Source organism: Bradyrhizobium sp. UFLA05-89, from assembly GCF_059803475.1.
In genome coordinates this window covers 1-14875 of sequence record NZ_JBANBA010000057.1, presented here as the reverse complement: position 1 = coordinate 14875, position 14875 = coordinate 1, and the positions used below count along the sequence as shown (strand labels likewise).

At 63.4% G+C, this 14875-nt stretch carries 11 protein-coding genes; 9 read left to right on the top strand and 2 right to left on the bottom strand.

The genetic code is table 11. The annotated features are described in order from the left end of the window. Positions 1-77 precede the first annotated feature (77 nt). Positions 78-1988, top strand: coding sequence for an SDR family NAD(P)-dependent oxidoreductase (locus SO139_RS26190; RefSeq protein ID WP_498540852.1), 1911 nt, complete (start codon positions 78-80; stop codon positions 1986-1988). Between the two features lie 212 nt (positions 1989-2200). Here the strand turns inward: SO139_RS26190 and SO139_RS26185 are convergent, their stop codons facing one another. Both SO139_RS26185 and SO139_RS26180 read right to left on the bottom strand, forming a co-directional pair. Further along, entirely contained in the window at positions 2201-3202 is a 1002-nt protein-coding gene (locus SO139_RS26185) for an MraY family glycosyltransferase (RefSeq protein ID WP_498540886.1), read from the bottom strand. A gap of 23 nt (positions 3203-3225) precedes the next feature. After that, positions 3226-4185, bottom strand: coding sequence for a lysylphosphatidylglycerol synthase transmembrane domain-containing protein (locus SO139_RS26180; protein ID WP_498540851.1), 960 nt, complete (start codon positions 4183-4185; stop codon positions 3226-3228). Between the two features lie 191 nt (positions 4186-4376). Between SO139_RS26180 and SO139_RS26175 the strand changes: the two genes are divergently transcribed. The 8 genes from SO139_RS26175 (at position 4377) to SO139_RS26140 (ending at position 14685) form a co-directional block, all read left to right on the top strand. Beyond that, positions 4377-5366 (top strand): SDR family NAD(P)-dependent oxidoreductase, encoded by a 990-nt coding sequence (locus SO139_RS26175; RefSeq protein WP_498540885.1) that lies wholly within the window; start codon positions 4377-4379, stop codon positions 5364-5366. Between the two features lie 7 nt (positions 5367-5373). After that, positions 5374-6786, top strand: a complete 1413-nt coding sequence (locus tag SO139_RS26170; protein WP_498540850.1) for a mannose-1-phosphate guanylyltransferase/mannose-6-phosphate isomerase — start codon at positions 5374-5376, stop codon at positions 6784-6786. 182 nt (positions 6787-6968) lie between these two features. Further along, positions 6969-7973 (top strand): Gfo/Idh/MocA family oxidoreductase, encoded by a 1005-nt coding sequence (locus SO139_RS26165; RefSeq protein ID WP_449379107.1) that lies wholly within the window; start codon positions 6969-6971, stop codon positions 7971-7973. Between the two features lie 51 nt (positions 7974-8024). Further along, entirely contained in the window at positions 8025-9176 is a 1152-nt protein-coding gene (locus tag SO139_RS26160) for a DegT/DnrJ/EryC1/StrS family aminotransferase (protein WP_449379118.1), read from the top strand. A gap of 244 nt (positions 9177-9420) precedes the next feature. After that, positions 9421-10947, top strand: a complete 1527-nt coding sequence (murJ, locus tag SO139_RS26155; RefSeq protein ID WP_498540849.1) for a murein biosynthesis integral membrane protein MurJ — start codon at positions 9421-9423, stop codon at positions 10945-10947. Positions 10948-11255: 308 nt separating this feature from the next. Further along, positions 11256-11600 carry a DUF1127 domain-containing protein gene (locus SO139_RS26150; RefSeq protein ID WP_498540848.1) on the top strand — a complete coding sequence of 115 codons (345 nt, stop codon included), beginning with the start codon at positions 11256-11258 and terminating at the stop codon, positions 11598-11600. A 145-nt stretch (positions 11601-11745) separates the two neighbouring features. Further along, complete coding sequence (locus tag SO139_RS26145) at positions 11746-14055, top strand: xanthine dehydrogenase family protein molybdopterin-binding subunit (RefSeq protein WP_498540847.1); 2310 nt, start codon at positions 11746-11748, stop codon at positions 14053-14055. A gap of 180 nt (positions 14056-14235) precedes the next feature. Next, on the top strand, positions 14236-14685 hold the full coding sequence (locus SO139_RS26140) for a c-type cytochrome (protein ID WP_449379111.1): 450 nt from the start codon (positions 14236-14238) through the stop codon (positions 14683-14685). Positions 14686-14875: the final 190 nt, after the last annotated feature.

Below are 14875 nucleotides of genomic sequence, written 5' to 3'. Positions count from 1 at the left end.
CCTTGTTGCTGGCAACTCCCCGTTAGATGGGTTATCAGCGATTAGGTTGTAGTAACTGGATATTCATCGGTCGGCGGATGACGCGTCTTTCGCATCTCACCTCGCGCAATTTCTTGATCGCGCTCCACGATCTCCTCGCAACCGGTGCGGCGCTGTTCGTCGCCTTCTATCTGCGCTTCGAGGGCGGGGAGGGCTTTTTCGTCCGCCTCCCGCTGCTGTTCAATATCCTGCCTTATTTCTTAGCGCTTAGCGTGGTCGTGTGTTTCATCTTCAACCTGACGACGACGAAATGGCGATTCATTTCGCTGCCCGATGCGCTGAACATTGCCCGTGTTGCGACAGTTTTGACGGTCGTGCTGCTTGTGCTCGACTACATCTTAGTCGCCCCGAACGTCCATGGCGCCTTCTTCCTTGGCAAGGTCACGATCGTTCTCTATTGGTTTCTGGAAATTACGTTTCTGAGCACATTGCGGTTCTCCTATCGCTATTTCCGTTATACGCGCGTGCGGCGTCATGCCCGGATTGAGGACGCGTCGCCGACGCTGCTCATCGGGCGCACCGCGGATGCCGAGGTTCTCTTGCGCGGCATCGAGAGCGGTGCCATCAAGCGTATTTGGCCGGTCGGTGTGCTATCGCCGTCGAGCTCGGATCGCGGTCAATTCATCCGCAACGTGCCGGTGTTAGGCAGCATCGACGACATCGAAGACATCGTTGCTGATTTTGCCAAGCGCGACAAGCCCATCGCTCGGCTGGTGATGACACCCTCTGCGTTCGAGCCTGAAGCCCATCCCGAAGCAATCCTGATGCGGGCGCGCCGCTCTGGTCTGATTGTTAGTCGTCTGCCGTCGCTCGAGAGCGGAGATATTCCGCGGCTCACCTCCGTTGCGGTTGAGGACCTGCTGTTGCGCCCGAGCGAGAAGATTGACTATGCGCGGCTCGAAGCGCTGATTAGGGACAAGGCGGTCATCGTTACAGGAGGCGGCGGTTCGATCGGCTCGGAGGTCTGCGAACGCGTGGTCGCGTTCGGTGCCAGGCGTCTGCTAATCATCGAGCACTCAGAGCCTGCGCTCTACGCAATCACGGAGACACTCGCCGCGCGCGCCACCGGTGCGGCCATCGAGGGACGGATCGCCGATATTCGGGATCGGGAGCGCGTCATGCGCCTGATGGCCGAGTTCAAGCCGGACATCGTGTTCCATGCTGCCGCGCTCAAGCACGTGCCCATTCTGGAGCGCGACTGGAGCGAGGGGGTCAAGACCAACATTTTCGGCTCGATCAATGTCGCTGACGCGGCTCTTGCTGCGGGTGCTGAGGCCATGGTCATGATCTCGACCGACAAGGCGATCGAACCGGTTTCGATGCTCGGCCTGACCAAGCGCTTTGCGGAAATGTACTGCCAGGCGCTCGACCACGATCTAGTATCTCTGGTTGGGGCCAAGCTGCCGATGCGGCTGATCTCTGTTAGGTTCGGCAATGTGTTGGCGTCGAACGGGTCGGTCGTGCCTAAATTTAAGGCGCAAATTGAGTCTGGCGGACCTGTGACGGTTACCCATCCCGATATGGTTCGCTACTTTATGACTATCCGCGAGGCTTGCGACCTCGTCATCATGGCGGCGGCCCATGCGCTCAGCATGGAGCGTTCGGACATTTCGGTCTATGTGCTCAACATGGGCCAACCGGTTAAGATCGTCGATCTGGCTGAGCGTATGATCCGGCTGTCCGGGCTGCAGCCCGGCTATGACATCGAGATCGTGTTCACGGGGATGCGGCCTGGAGAGCGTCTGAACGAGATCTTGTTCGCCACCGAAGAGCCGACGGTCGAGATCGGCATCGCCGGCATCATGGCCGCGCGACCCAACGAGCCGCCGATGCAGACGCTACGCAAATGGATCACGGCGCTCGAGCAGGCGATTGCGCGGGAGGATCGAGCCACCATCAGGACTATCCTGAAGGATGCTGTTCCAGAATTCGGGTCGACTGCTGCTTGAAAAACTGGTGCTCATCATCATCGTTAGTGCAGCGCAGGGTTAGGGAATTTTTGATACGGTCTCCGGGAAAGATCGTCGTCGCTAGACAGCACTACTGCTGCGGACCTATACCAAGCCTGAGACGCTTCAATTCCCGAGTGCTGAGGACGTCAGTCGCGCGACTAACCGGTGAATCTTCAAAAGGCGCTTCGCAACACCCTAGGGGCACGACCTTAGGCCTTCCCACGGACTAAGCTGCGAGAGAACCTGCGCAGCACGAAGCTGACCGCGACTGCGCCCGCGAGCAGTGCAAGCGTGGTGAACGTCGCCGACTGGATGCGGATCATGAGAATGGCGAGCAGCGCGAGCAGAAGATTGAGCGAAAACACCTCGCCGACCACGCGGGACACGGTAAAGCCGTTGTCGGTGGCGCGCTGATAGAAATGCGAGCGATGCGCCGACCAGAATGGCTCGCGCCTGGCCATGCGGCGAAACAGCGTGACGGTGGAATCGGCGAGATAGTAAGCCGGCAGCAGCAGCGCCGCTGTCACCTCGTGGTGCCAGGCAAGTTCGAGCAGGCACCAGCCGAGCAGGAGCCCGATCGGCAGGCTGCCGACGTCGCCGAGAAACACCTTTGCAACGGGACGGTTGAATGGCGCAAACCCGAGCATGCCGCCGCACAGGGCTGCTGCGACGAGCGCAGCCGGCAAGGGTAGATCGCCGAGCCATCCGAGCAACAGCAGCGCTGCGGTGACGGGCACCACCTCTGACACCGTCATCAGGTCGAGCCCGTCCATGAAATTGACGAGGTTCACGAACCAGACGCCCGCGACGATGATGAGGACTCGTTCAAGCGCAAGCGGCAGCGCCGGGACGATCCGCAGATCGTCCGGCGTCGTGAACACGACGGCACCAACGGCAGCAGCCTGGAGCACGAGCCGCGCCAGGACCGGCAGCGACTTGATATCGTCGGCAAAACCGACCAGTGCAATCAGCACCGTCGCAGCCACGAGAGCCGGCGGGATCGCGACGGCCGAGCATGCCGCCCAGGCTGGTCCGACCAACAGCGTTGCGGCGATCACTGCAATGCCTGCTCCCTGCGGCGTCGGGATGCGATGCGAGGAGCGCACGTTCGGTCTCGCCAGCGCATAGCGCTGCAGCAAGGGACGGCTCAGCCAGGTGATGACGGCCGACAGCAGAGCCGCGACCGCGACCGCGAGCAGCAACGAGGTCATCGCAACGGGAAGGGCCGGCGTGCTCACTCAGGCACTCCGATCGGCTCCGATCCCTGCTGAGCTTTCTCCGCGCTGAAGATCCAGACCAGTCCGCCGAACGCGCCGACAATGAAGGACACCGCACCGTACAGCAGCGAGACGTTGACGCCCTCATTGGCGGCGAGGCCCGCAAAGCCGAAGGCAAGGCCCATGGTCGCTTCGCGTACGCCCCAGCCGGCGATCGAGATCGGCACCATGGTGATCAGCATCACCGGCGGAATGAGCAGGAAGGTCTCGCCGAAGCTGACAGGCGCCGCGATCGATTGCACGACGCACCAGGCGATCATGACGGCCAGCACGTGAACGAGCAGCGACAGGATGGTGACGATCGGCCCGCGCGAACGGTTGAAGATGACGCGGTTGGCAATCACGGCGCAGGCGTGAATGTGGTGGGTGCCCCACCACCGCTTCAGCCAAGGCCAGTTCAGGGCACCGAAGACCAGGAATCCGAGGCCGGCCGCGAGCGCCGCAACGTCCAGCAGCAACAGCGCCGAGCGTCCCTGCGGGTCGGCAATCAGAGGATAGCTCCAGGGCAGGCTGGCGAAGATGACGATCGCGAGCGCGATCAGGCCGATCGCGCGATCGACGAAGATCGAATAGGTCGCCGCGCGCCAGCCGGCGCCAGCGCGCGCGACGAGCCAGAGCCGGACGGCATCGCCGCCGATCGCCGAGGGCAGGGTCTGGTTGAAGAAGGTTCCGATCACGTTGTAGCGCATGGCGCGCTCGAGCTCGAGCGGCGCGCCGCACTCCGCGCTGATCTCGCGCCAGCGCAGCACACCGACGAAGATCTGGAGGAACGTCACCGCGATCGCGAGCGTGATCCAGTACAGGCTGCTCACGGTGAAACGCGACAACAGATCGGAAGGGTTCACCTTGCGCAGCGCCAGATAGAGCAGCGCCCCGGAAACGGTGATCTTGGCCGCAGAAAGCAGGATTCGGCGCATCTCGCCCGCGTTTGAACAGGGGTTTCTTCAGAGTTGGCATAACCCGACGCCCTGCGCCGAATTCGGCCGCTTTGGTATGGTCTTGGTGCCAATCTTGCAATAGCTGTCGTGAGGGGGGCGCGACAGCTATTGCCGTCCCCTTGAGGTGGCGGCTAAAGAGAGGCCTTGGAATATGACGCCTTGGGAACATGATGGCAGATCAGGCGATTTTGGTCACGGGCGCGGCCGGCTTCATCGGATTTCACGTCGCCCGGCAGCTTCTGGCCGAAGGCCGGCCGGTCGTCGGGCTCGATAATCTCAACAGCTATTACGATCCGGCCTTGAAGCGGGCGCGGCTGGAGGTGTTGCAGCGGCATGGCGGCCTTTCCTTCGTCCAGGCCGATCTCGCCGATCGCGACACGATTGCGAACCTATTTGCGCGGCACCGGTTCGCGACCGTCGTGCATCTGGCCGCTCAGGCCGGCGTGCGTTACTCAATCGATCATCCGCAGACCTACGTCGAGTCCAATCTTCAGGGCTTTCTCAACGTGCTCGAGGGCTGCCGGCACAATGGCTGTCGTCATCTCGTCTATGCTTCGTCATCCTCTGTTTACGGCGCCAACACAAAACTGCCATTTGCCGTCGAGGACGGAACAGACCATGCCGTAAGCTTCTACGCCGCGACCAAGAAGGCCAATGAGGTGATGGCGCAGTCCTACAGCCATCTGTACCGGCTGGCGGTCACGGGCTTGCGCTTCTTCACCATTTACGGCCCCTGGGGCCGGCCCGACATGGCCATGTTTCTGTTTGTAAACGCCATCATGGAGGGCAGGCCGATCCGGCTCTTTAACCATGGCAGGATGCGGCGCGACTTCACCTATGTTGACGACGTCACGCGTGTAGTATCCAAACTAATTGATCGTGTGCCGGTGGATAACCCGGCCGCCGCAAATGCGCCGTCTCGGCTATACAATGTCGGTAACCACCATCCGGAAGAGCTGATGCACGTCGTCGGACTGCTGGAAAGGGAGCTGGGCCGGACGGCTGTCAAGGATCTGTTGCCGATGCAGCCGGGAGACGTACTGGAGACTTTCGCCGATGTCGGGGATCTGATGCGCGACACGGGGTTCGCACCATCAACTCCGATCGAGATCGGTGTCCGGAATTTCGTGGGCTGGTATCGCGACTACTACAAGGTTTGAGATGATGATGGACAAACGCATTATTCCACTAATCATGTGCGGCGGCGCGGGCACGCGGCTGTGGCCGGCTTCGCGCGAGGTGCGGCCCAAACAGTTTTTGCCACTGTTCGGCACGCGCTCGACGTTCCAGGACACGCTCTTGCGCGTCTCCGATGGCGCGCTGTTCGATCGCCCGATCGTCATCACCAATGCGGCCTATCGCTTCATGGTGCTGGAGCAGCTCGTCGAGATTGGCGTCGAGGCCGATGTACTGCTGGAGCCGATGCGGCGCGACTCGGGACCTGCGATTGCGGCCGGCGCTGCCTTTGCGCAGGGCCGCGACAACGCGGCGATCGTGCTAGCGCTCGCCGCCGATCATGTCGTGCGCGACAACGCCGCGTTCGTCGCGGCGTGCCGGCAAGGGCTCGTTGCCACGGGCGAAGGGCACATCGTCACCTTCGGCGTCAAACCGGAACGGCCGGCGACCGAATATGGCTACATCAACCCCGGTGACGCGATCGCGGGCGAGGTGCGCGCGGTCACGAAATTCGTCGAGAAGCCGGACGCGGCGAAGGCGGCCGACTACGTCAATTCGGGCTATCTCTGGAACAGCGGCAACTTCATGTTCCCGGCCGCCGTGCTGCTTGACGAATATCGCAAGGTCGATGCGACGAGCGTGCAGGCGGTCTCCGAGGCCGTCGCCAATTCTGGTCGCGATCTCGGCTTCGTGACGCTCGAGCCGAAGGCGTTTGGTTCCGCCAAGGCGATCTCGATCGACTATGCGGTGATGGAAAAGACTACGCGTGCCGCCGTCGTCCCGGTATCGTGTGGCTGGTCCGATGTCGGCTCCTGGCTTGCGGTATGGGAGCTCTCGGAGAAGGATGCGCAAGGCAATTCCGCGCACGGCACTGCCGTGTTCGAGGATTCGCGCAATTGCAACGTCACGACCGACTCTGCGCTGGTCGCGCTCGAAGGTGTCGACGATCTCGTCGTGGTGGCGACCGCCGATGCCGTGCTGGTCTCGCGCCAGAAGGATGCCAACGGCCTCAAGCGCCTCGTGACCAAGCTGAAGACGGTAGCCCCGAAGGTCACTGAGGAGCATCTCAAGGTGCATCGCCCCTGGGGCAGCTATCAGTCGGTCGACAATGGCGAACGTCACCAGGTCAAGCGCATCGTGGTGAAGCCGGGCGGGCGGCTGTCGCTCCAGAAGCATCATCATCGCGCCGAGCACTGGATCGTGGTCCGCGGCGCGGCCCGGGTCACCGTGAACGAGACCGTCAAGACGGTGCACGAGAACGAGTCGATCTACATCCCGATGGGCGCGGTGCACCGGATGGAGAACCCCGGTAAAATCATGCTGGAGCTGATCGAGGTCCAGACCGGCAGCTATCTCGGGGAAGACGATATCATCCGGATTGAAGACGACTATCAAAGGTCGTAACCAGCAACTCCGAATCGCGTGATCCGGGCTCAAGGCCGGCCTCCGATCGTGGCCTAAGGCCCGGGGAACGTGTAATTTTTTGAATCAAATCGTGTCCGGTCTACTATCTCGGCATTCGCCACAAATGTGGCGCCGTGCTAGGAGTGGCGCCGGGGATTTGGGTTGAATCGGGGTTCGATCAGATGAGTTCCAAAGGATCTGCACCGGCCAAGGCCGGCTTGCGCGTCGGTGTCATCGGCGCGGGCGTGATGGGCAGCAACCACGCGCGCGTGCTCGCGGGGCTTCCCGGCGTCAGCCTGGTCGGTGTGGTCGATCCCTCGCCGGCGCACCGCGTGCGTGCGACCGAGCTTGCCAATTGCCAGTGCTTCGAGACGCTCGATCAGCTCGTCTCCGAAGGCGTCGATGCCGTCACGATTGCGGCGCCGACCCATCTGCACCACGAGATCTCGCTCGCCTGCATCGCCAGGAAGGTCCACCTGCTGGTCGAGAAGCCGATCGCGTCTTCCGTGGAAGAGGGGCGCGAGATCGTCACTGCTGCGCGCGAGGCTGGCGTGACGCTGATGGTCGGCCATGTCGAGCGCTTCAATCCGGCGGTCGCTGCGGTCAAGCAGGCGATCGCGGGCGAGGACATCCTGTCGATCGCGATCACGCGCGTCGGTCCGTTCCCGCCGCGCATGTCGAATGTCGGCGTGGTGATCGACCTCGCCGTGCATGACATCGACCTGATCCGCTGGTTCACCGAGTCCGATATCGTCGAGGTGCAGCCGCAATTGTCGAGCGCTGTCGCCGAGCGCGAGGACATCGCGCTGTTGCAGTTCCGCACCGCGTCGGGTGTGCTTGCCCACATCAACACCAACTGGTTGACGCCGTTCAAGGCGCGCAGCGTCACGGTCGCGACGCGCGGCAAATACGTCATGGGCGATCTGTTGACGCGCCAGGTCACCGAATGCTTCGGCTTCAAGCCGGACGGCGCCTATTCGATGCGGCATCTGCCGGTCGGCCATGACGAGCCGCTGCGTGCCGAGCTGATCTCGTTCCTCAACGCGGTGCGCCATGGCGAGACGCCGGCGGTGACCGGCGATGAGGGCGTTGCGAGCCTCGAGATCGCGACGCGCTGCCTGGAGGCGCCGAGCCGTCCCGCGGCGGCATCCGCGGCCCGCAAGGGGCCGCGCCGCGTCGCCGGCTGATCCGTCTCGATGTCGACCACCCAGAATCTGCCAGACAACCCGCAAGGCGCCATGAACCAGCATCTGCGTTCCGATCCCATTCCCTTCATCGATGTCGGCGCGCAGCGCCGCCGGCTCGGCGCTTCGCTCGATGCCGCCGTCACGCGCGTCCTCGACCATTGCCAGTTCGTCAACGGACCGGAGGTCACCGAGCTCGAGAAGCAGCTCGCGGCCTATTGCGGCGCCAAGCATGTGGTGGGCTGCGCCAGCGGCACCGATGCGCTGCTGATGGTGCTGATGGCGAAGAACGTCGGGCCCGGCGATGCCGTGCTGTGTCCGTCGTTCACCTTCATTGCAACCGCTTCGCCGGCGGCGCGGACCGGTGCTACGCCGGTCTACGTCGATGTGGATGAGGCGACCTTCAACATGAGTGCCGAGTCCCTGAAGCGCGGCATTGCGACCGCCCGGAAGGCCGGCTTGAGGCCTGTCGCGATCATTCCGGTCGATCTGTTCGGACAGCCCGCCGATCACGACGCCATTGCCGCGATTGCGGAGGCCGAGGGCCTGTTCGTGATCGACGACGCCGCGCAAAGTTTTGGCGCGAGCTACAAGGACCGCAAGCTCGGCACGCTGGCGCTGGCAACCACGACCAGCTTCTTCCCGGCCAAGCCGCTCGGCTGTTTCGGCGACGGCGGCGCCATCTTCACCGATGATGACGAGCTCGCGCACACGCTGCGCAGCATCCGCGTCCACGGCCAGGGCGCGGACAAGTACGATAACGTGCGCCTCGGCCTGACCGGCCGGCTCGACACCATGCAGGCCGCAATCCTGATCGAGAAGCTCAAGATTTTCGACGACGAGATCGCGGCGCGCAACAAGGTGGCCGAACGCTATGCCCGTGGCCTGTCCAACGTCGTCACCGTTCCGCGACTTGCGCCCGGGTGCACCTCGGTCTGGGCGCAGTACACCATCCGCCTGCCTAAGGGCACCGACCGCGACGGCTTTGCCGCCGCACTGAAGGCCCAGGGCGTGCCGACCGCGATCTACTATGCGAAGTCCATGCATCAGCAGACCGCCTACAGGCACTATCCGGTCGCCGACGGCGGCCTGCCGGCCTGCGAGAGCCTGTCGGAGGACGTCATCAGCCTGCCGATGCACGCCTATCTCGACGAAGCGGCCCAGGAGCGAATCATCGCCGCCGTGCGCGGCGCGATTTCAACCTGATTGTCCTGATTTTGTGGTGCCACCTTGGGGGTACCTCTCCCGCTTGCGGGAGAGGTCGGATTGCGAAGCAATCCGACTGAGGGCTCTCTCCACACGGAGAGCGTTTCTTGTGGAAACACCCTCTCCCCAACCCTCCCCCGCAAGCGGGGGAGGGGGCGCACCTTCGTCGCGGTTTGCACCTGGACCTAATCTCGCCATGCTGTAGAGCCTTATCGGTTGACCGATTAGCCTCTAGAAGAGCTGCATGCTTGGACGCATCTTCACGGTTGGTGGCTATACGCTGCTCTCGCGGCTGACGGGGTTTGCCCGCGACATCATGCTCGCGGCGATCCTGGGCGCCGGCCCCGTTGCCGACGCCTTCTTCGTGGCGCTGCGGCTGCCCAATCATTTCCGCGCGATCTTTGCCGAAGGCGCCTTCAACGCCGCCTGGGTGCCGGCCTATGCCCATGTCCATGGCGAGAAGGGCGAGGCGGCCGCAAGACTGTTCGCCGACCGCATCTTCACGCTGCTGCTCGCATCCCAGCTCGTGCTGCTGATTGTCGCCTGGCTGTTCATGCCGCAGGCAATGAGCATCCTGGCGCCAGGCTTTAGTGAGGACGCCGAGCAGCGCAAGCTCGCGATCGAGCTGACCCGGATCACTTTCCCCTATCTGCTTTTGATCACGCTGGTGACGCTCTACGGCGGCATGCTCAACGTGATGCAGCGTTTTGCAAGCGCCGCGGCTGCGTCGATCTTCCTCAACGTCTCGATGATGATGACGCTGGCGCTGGCCGCCTGGTTTCCCAGCGCGGGGCACGCTGCCGCCTGGGGCGTCCTGATTTCGGGCTTCCTTCAGTATTTCCTGCTCGCGGGTGATCTCGCGCGCCATGGCGGCCTGCCGCGCTTTGCGCCGCTGAGGCTCGATGAGGATGTCCGCAGCTTCTTCAAGGCGCTGGGCCCGGCGACGCTGGGCTCGATGGGCACGCAGGTCGCACTGTTCGCCGACACCATCATCGCGACCTTCCTGCCCGCAGGCGCGCTGTCGGCGCTCTACTATGCCGATCGCCTCAACCAGCTACCGATCGGCGTCATCGGCATCGCCATCGGCACAGTGCTGCTGCCGGAGATGTCACGGCGGATCACGGCCAATGACCATGACGGCGCGATGAAGGCGCAGCGCCGCGCGTTCGACTTCACGCTGCTGTTCTCGGTGCCCTTCGTCGCGGCCTTCATCACCGTGCCCGAGGCGATCATGCGCGCGCTGTTCGCCCGTGGTGCCTTCTCCAAGGCCGATGCGGCAGCCGCGGGCGCGACGCTCGCGGCCTATGCGATCGGCCTGATTCCCTTCGTGCTGATCCGCAGCGCGGTCGCGACCTTCTACGCGCGCAAGGATACGGCGACGCCGGTTCGGGCATCGCTGACCGGCATCGCGGTCAACGTCGCCCTGAAGGTCGCCTTGATGGGATCGCTCGCCCAGATCGGCCTGGCGCTGGCAACAGCCGTTGGCGTCTGGACCAATCTGCTGCTGGTGCTCTTCTTCGCGGTGCGGCGAGGCTTTCTCCTGCTGGACCGCGCCTGGCTGTTGTCGCTCGTCAAATTCCTGCTGACCGGATTAATCCTGGCAGCCGCCTTCTGGCTGATCGCGCGCTTCAGCGGTGCCTATCTTGCCCCGATGCGCTTCCACGACGAACTGACGCTGGTCCTGTTGGCCGTCGGGGGCACGATCGTCTACGCCCTCGCGATCCTCGTGCTGTTTGGCCGCCGCTGGCTGGTCTCGCTGGTGCGCGGCTAGGCGAACTCCAATAGATTCGTTGTGTCCGTTTTACGGGGGACGAATGCGCCGGTGCGAGGTTCTCGCCTCTAGGATGCAACGGAGCTCCGCACATCCCTTGATTTTGCGCGATTGCCGTGGTATTGGCGCCTCATGAACAAAGTAGTGCGCAACGTCAACTTCAAGGACATGACCCGCTTCGGCTGGGCCGTGGAAGGAGTCGCGCGCTAGGAATTCGACGACGACATCTTTTCACCAGGCCCCGCCGGCATCGGACGGGGCCTTTTGTTTGGCCACGCTCCCTGCCGGCACAACAGCAGGAGCATTCGATGCCACCCCAACAGACGAACGTTACATCCGAGACCGAGCGCGATGCCGCGGCGCTCCGCCTCGACCTCTCCATTGCAACGCTGGACGACACTTTGTCGGAAAAGGACGCTGCTGGAGCGGCCGCAGCGACAGGGAGCGTCTTAAGCCTGCTCAAGCGATATTGGCGTGCGTTTCAGGAACAGCGCCAGCGCCAGAGCTTGCGAGCCAGCTTGCAGGACCTGAGTGACAGGGAGCTGATGGATATCGGCTTGACGCGCGGCGAGATCGACTACCTCACACCTGAACGGGCTATCGATACGCTTAGAGATAGCACGAGGCATCTATGGAGCCGTGGTGGGATGTGACAGATCAACCGTCCTGCCCCCGCCATCCGCGCGGGGGCGCGGCGCTTTACCCGGCCTGCGGCCATCATGCATGGTAAAGCCGTTTGCGCTGCCCGCCGTTCCGCTGCAATATGCGGCAAAACAACCATGAGGGCATGGAGAGAACATGGCTGCTCCCATCAAGTTCGGCGTTGGCCAAAGCGTGCTGCGCAAGGAGGATGACGTACTGATCCGCGGCAAGGGCCGCTACACCGACGACTATGCGCCGCACGCGGCCTTGCGCTGCCTGATGCTGCGCTCTCCGCACGCGCATGCCAAATACACCATCGATGTGAGTCGCGCCCGCACGCTGCCCGGCGTCGCGTTGATCCTGACCGCCGACGACGTCGGGGATCTCGGGAATCTGCCGTGCCTGTTCAACCTCGAGACCGATCCGTTCACCGGCCCGCCTTACCCGATCCTCGCCATGGACGAGGTGCGCCATGTCGGCGATTCCATCGCCTTCGTGGTGGCCGAGACCATCGACCAGGCCCGCGACGCGATCGAGGCGATTGAGGTCAAGTGGGCGCCGCTGCCGGCGGTGACGGGCGTCGTCAACGCCGTGAAGCAGGGCGCACCGCAGGTCTGGCCGGACAAGCCCGGCAACGTCTTGTTCGACGTCTCCATCGGCGACAAGGCCGCAACCGAAGCTGCCTTTGCGAAAGCGCATGCGGTCGCCGAAATCTCCATCGTCAATCCGCGCGTGGTCGCGAGCTTCATGGAGACGCGTGCCGCGGTCTGCGAATACGACGCCAAGCGCGACCATCTGACGCTGACGGTCGGCAGCCAGGGGAGCCACCGCCTGCGCGACATCCTCTGCCAGAACGTGCTCAACATCCCGACTGACAAGATGCGGGTGATCTGCCCGGATGTGGGCGGCGGCTTCGGCACGAAGCTGTTTCCGTACCGCGAATACGCGTTGATGGCGGTCGCGGCGCGAAAGCTGAAGAAGGCCGTGAAATGGGCGGCCGACCGCTCCGAGCATTTCATGGGCGACGCGCAGGGCCGTGACAACGTCACCACCGCCAAGATGGCGCTGGCCGAGGACGGCAAATTCCTCGCCATGGATTGCGACCTGATGGGCGACATGGGCGCCTATCTGTCGACCTTCGGGCCCTATATCCCGCATGGTGGCGCCGGCATGCTGCCGGGTCTCTACGACATCCAGGCCTTCCACTGCCGGGTGCGCACGGTGTTCACCCACAGTGTGCCGGTCGATGCCTATCGCGGCGCGGGCCGTCCCGAGGCCGCTTACGTCATCGAGCGCCTTGTGGACGCGTGCGCGCGAAAACTCGACATGACGCCGGACGCCATCCGCCGCAAGAACTTCATCCAGCCGAAGGCGCTGCCCTACAAGACCGCGACGGGCAAGATCTACGATTCCGGCGACTTCGCCGCGCATCTGAAGCGCGCGATGGAGATCGCGGAGTGGAAGGAGTTTCCAAAGCGCGCCAAGGCGGCCAAGAAGCAGGGCCTGGTCCGCGGCATTGGCTTGGCGAGCTACGTCGAGATCTGCGGCGTGATGGGGGAGGAGACCGCCAATGTCAGGCTCGACCCCAACGGCGACGTCACCGTCCTGATCGGCACGCAGTCGAGCGGGCAGGGGCACCAGACGGCTTACGCCCAGATCGTTGCCGAGCAGTTCGGCCTGCCGCCGGAGCGCGTGCATATCCGCCAGGGTGACACCGACGAGATCGCGACCGGCCTCGGCACCGGCGGCTCGGCCTCGATCCCGACAGGCGGCGTCTGCGTGGAACGTGCCACGGGTGAGCTCGGCAACAAGCTGAAGGAGATTGCGGCGCAGGCGCTGGAGGCAAGCGCCGGCGACCTCGAGATCTCGGGCGGCGCAATCCGTATCGCCGGTACCGACCGCTCGATCTCCTTTGCCGATCTCGCCAAGCGCCCCGGCGCCGACCCATCGAAGATGAACGGCAGCGCGACCTTTGCCAGCGCCGACGGCACTTATCCGAACGGCACGCATCTGGCGGAGGTCGAGATCGACCCGGCCACCGGCGTGATCAAGATCGTCAACTACGTGATCGTCGACGATTTTGGCAAGACGCTCAATCCGCTGCTGCTCGCCGGCCAGGTGCATGGCGGCGCCATGCAGGGCATCGGCCAGGCGCTGATGGAGCAGGTGGTCTATGGCGCGGGTGACGGCCAGCTCGTCACCGGCACCTACATGGACTACGCGCTGCCGCGCGCGGCGGATGGTCCGGCCTTCGTGTTCGAGACCCACAACGTGCCCTGCAAGACCAATCCGCTGGGGGTGAAGGGTGCGGGCGAAGCCGGTGCGATCGGCTCGTGCCCAGCGGTCGTCAATGCCATCGTCGATGGCCTCTGGCGCGAATACAAGATCGACCACATCGACATGCCGGCAACGCCGGAGCGGGTGTGGATCGCGATCACCGAGCACCATCGCCGTCACAGCCTATAATGTGTGATCTCCGCACGCGGGAATAAAACCCCGCGGCGGGGTTCTATTCAGGGATGGGCCGTGCCTCCCGCAATGCGGAGGGTGGTTCTGAGTGTTTGAGCATGATCTTTTTCGGAAAACCGCGTCACACTTTTCCCGGATCATGCTCTTGAAACGTCTGCGAGCCCGGAGAAATACCAGATGAAACGGACGATTATTGTCGTGGGCACTTTGTTGCTGGGTGCGGGCGCCGTGATGGCGCAGCAGGAGATTGCCGTTCAGCAGGACAATCTGATGCGCTCGCAGGCCAAGAGCATGTATGGCGTCATCCTGAAGATGACCAAAGGCGAGATCCCCTACAACCAGAAGGCCGTCGACGAGGCGATTGCCAACCTCGAGACCGATGTCGCCAAGATAGCCAAGACCTTCGAGGTCAATCCCAAGCAGGACGTCGTGAACGCGACCTACGGCGCGTCGCCAAAAGTCTGGCAAAACAAGGCTGATTTCGACTCCAAGATTCCGCCGGTGCAGAAGGCGATCGCGGACGTCAAGGGCAAGGTCAAGGACCTCGCGAGCCTGAAGGCCGCTTACACCAGCATGAATGATCGCTGCACCGACTGCCACGAAACCTATCGCGTGAAGTTGAAGTAGCGGGGCGGGCGTTGCCGCTCCGGCAGCTCTCTTCGCGATCACCGAATCGTGGCATGCGCGCATCACATCTGCGCTGTCATCGCCCGCGAAAGCGGGGCATCCAGTACGCCGCGGCGGTTGTGCTGAACTCGATGTCTCTGGAATACTTGTATGGGCTTGGTCAAGGATGAGTGGTTGTTAGATCATTTCA

Bases quoted from the DNA above. Each gene is read 5' to 3' on its own strand.
- SO139_RS26190 (WP_498540852.1), top strand. From the start codon at position 78: ATGACGCGTCTTTCGCATCTCACCTCGCGCAATTTCTTGATCGCGCTC.
- SO139_RS26185 (WP_498540886.1), bottom strand. From the start codon at position 3,202: ATGACCTCGTTGCTGCTCGCGGTCGCGGTCGCGGCTCTGCTGTCGGCC.
- SO139_RS26180 (WP_498540851.1), bottom strand. From the start codon at position 4,185: ATGCGCCGAATCCTGCTTTCTGCGGCCAAGATCACCGTTTCCGGGGCG.
- SO139_RS26175 (WP_498540885.1), top strand. From the start codon at position 4,377: ATGGCAGATCAGGCGATTTTGGTCACGGGCGCGGCCGGCTTCATCGGA.
- SO139_RS26170 (WP_498540850.1), top strand. From the start codon at position 5,374: ATGGACAAACGCATTATTCCACTAATCATGTGCGGCGGCGCGGGCACG.
- SO139_RS26165 (WP_449379107.1), top strand. From the start codon at position 6,969: ATGAGTTCCAAAGGATCTGCACCGGCCAAGGCCGGCTTGCGCGTCGGT.
- SO139_RS26160 (WP_449379118.1), top strand. From the start codon at position 8,025: ATGAACCAGCATCTGCGTTCCGATCCCATTCCCTTCATCGATGTCGGC.
- murJ (WP_498540849.1), top strand. From the start codon at position 9,421: ATGCTTGGACGCATCTTCACGGTTGGTGGCTATACGCTGCTCTCGCGG.
- SO139_RS26150 (WP_498540848.1), top strand. From the start codon at position 11,256: ATGCCACCCCAACAGACGAACGTTACATCCGAGACCGAGCGCGATGCC.
- SO139_RS26145 (WP_498540847.1), top strand. From the start codon at position 11,746: ATGGCTGCTCCCATCAAGTTCGGCGTTGGCCAAAGCGTGCTGCGCAAG.
- SO139_RS26140 (WP_449379111.1), top strand. From the start codon at position 14,236: ATGAAACGGACGATTATTGTCGTGGGCACTTTGTTGCTGGGTGCGGGC.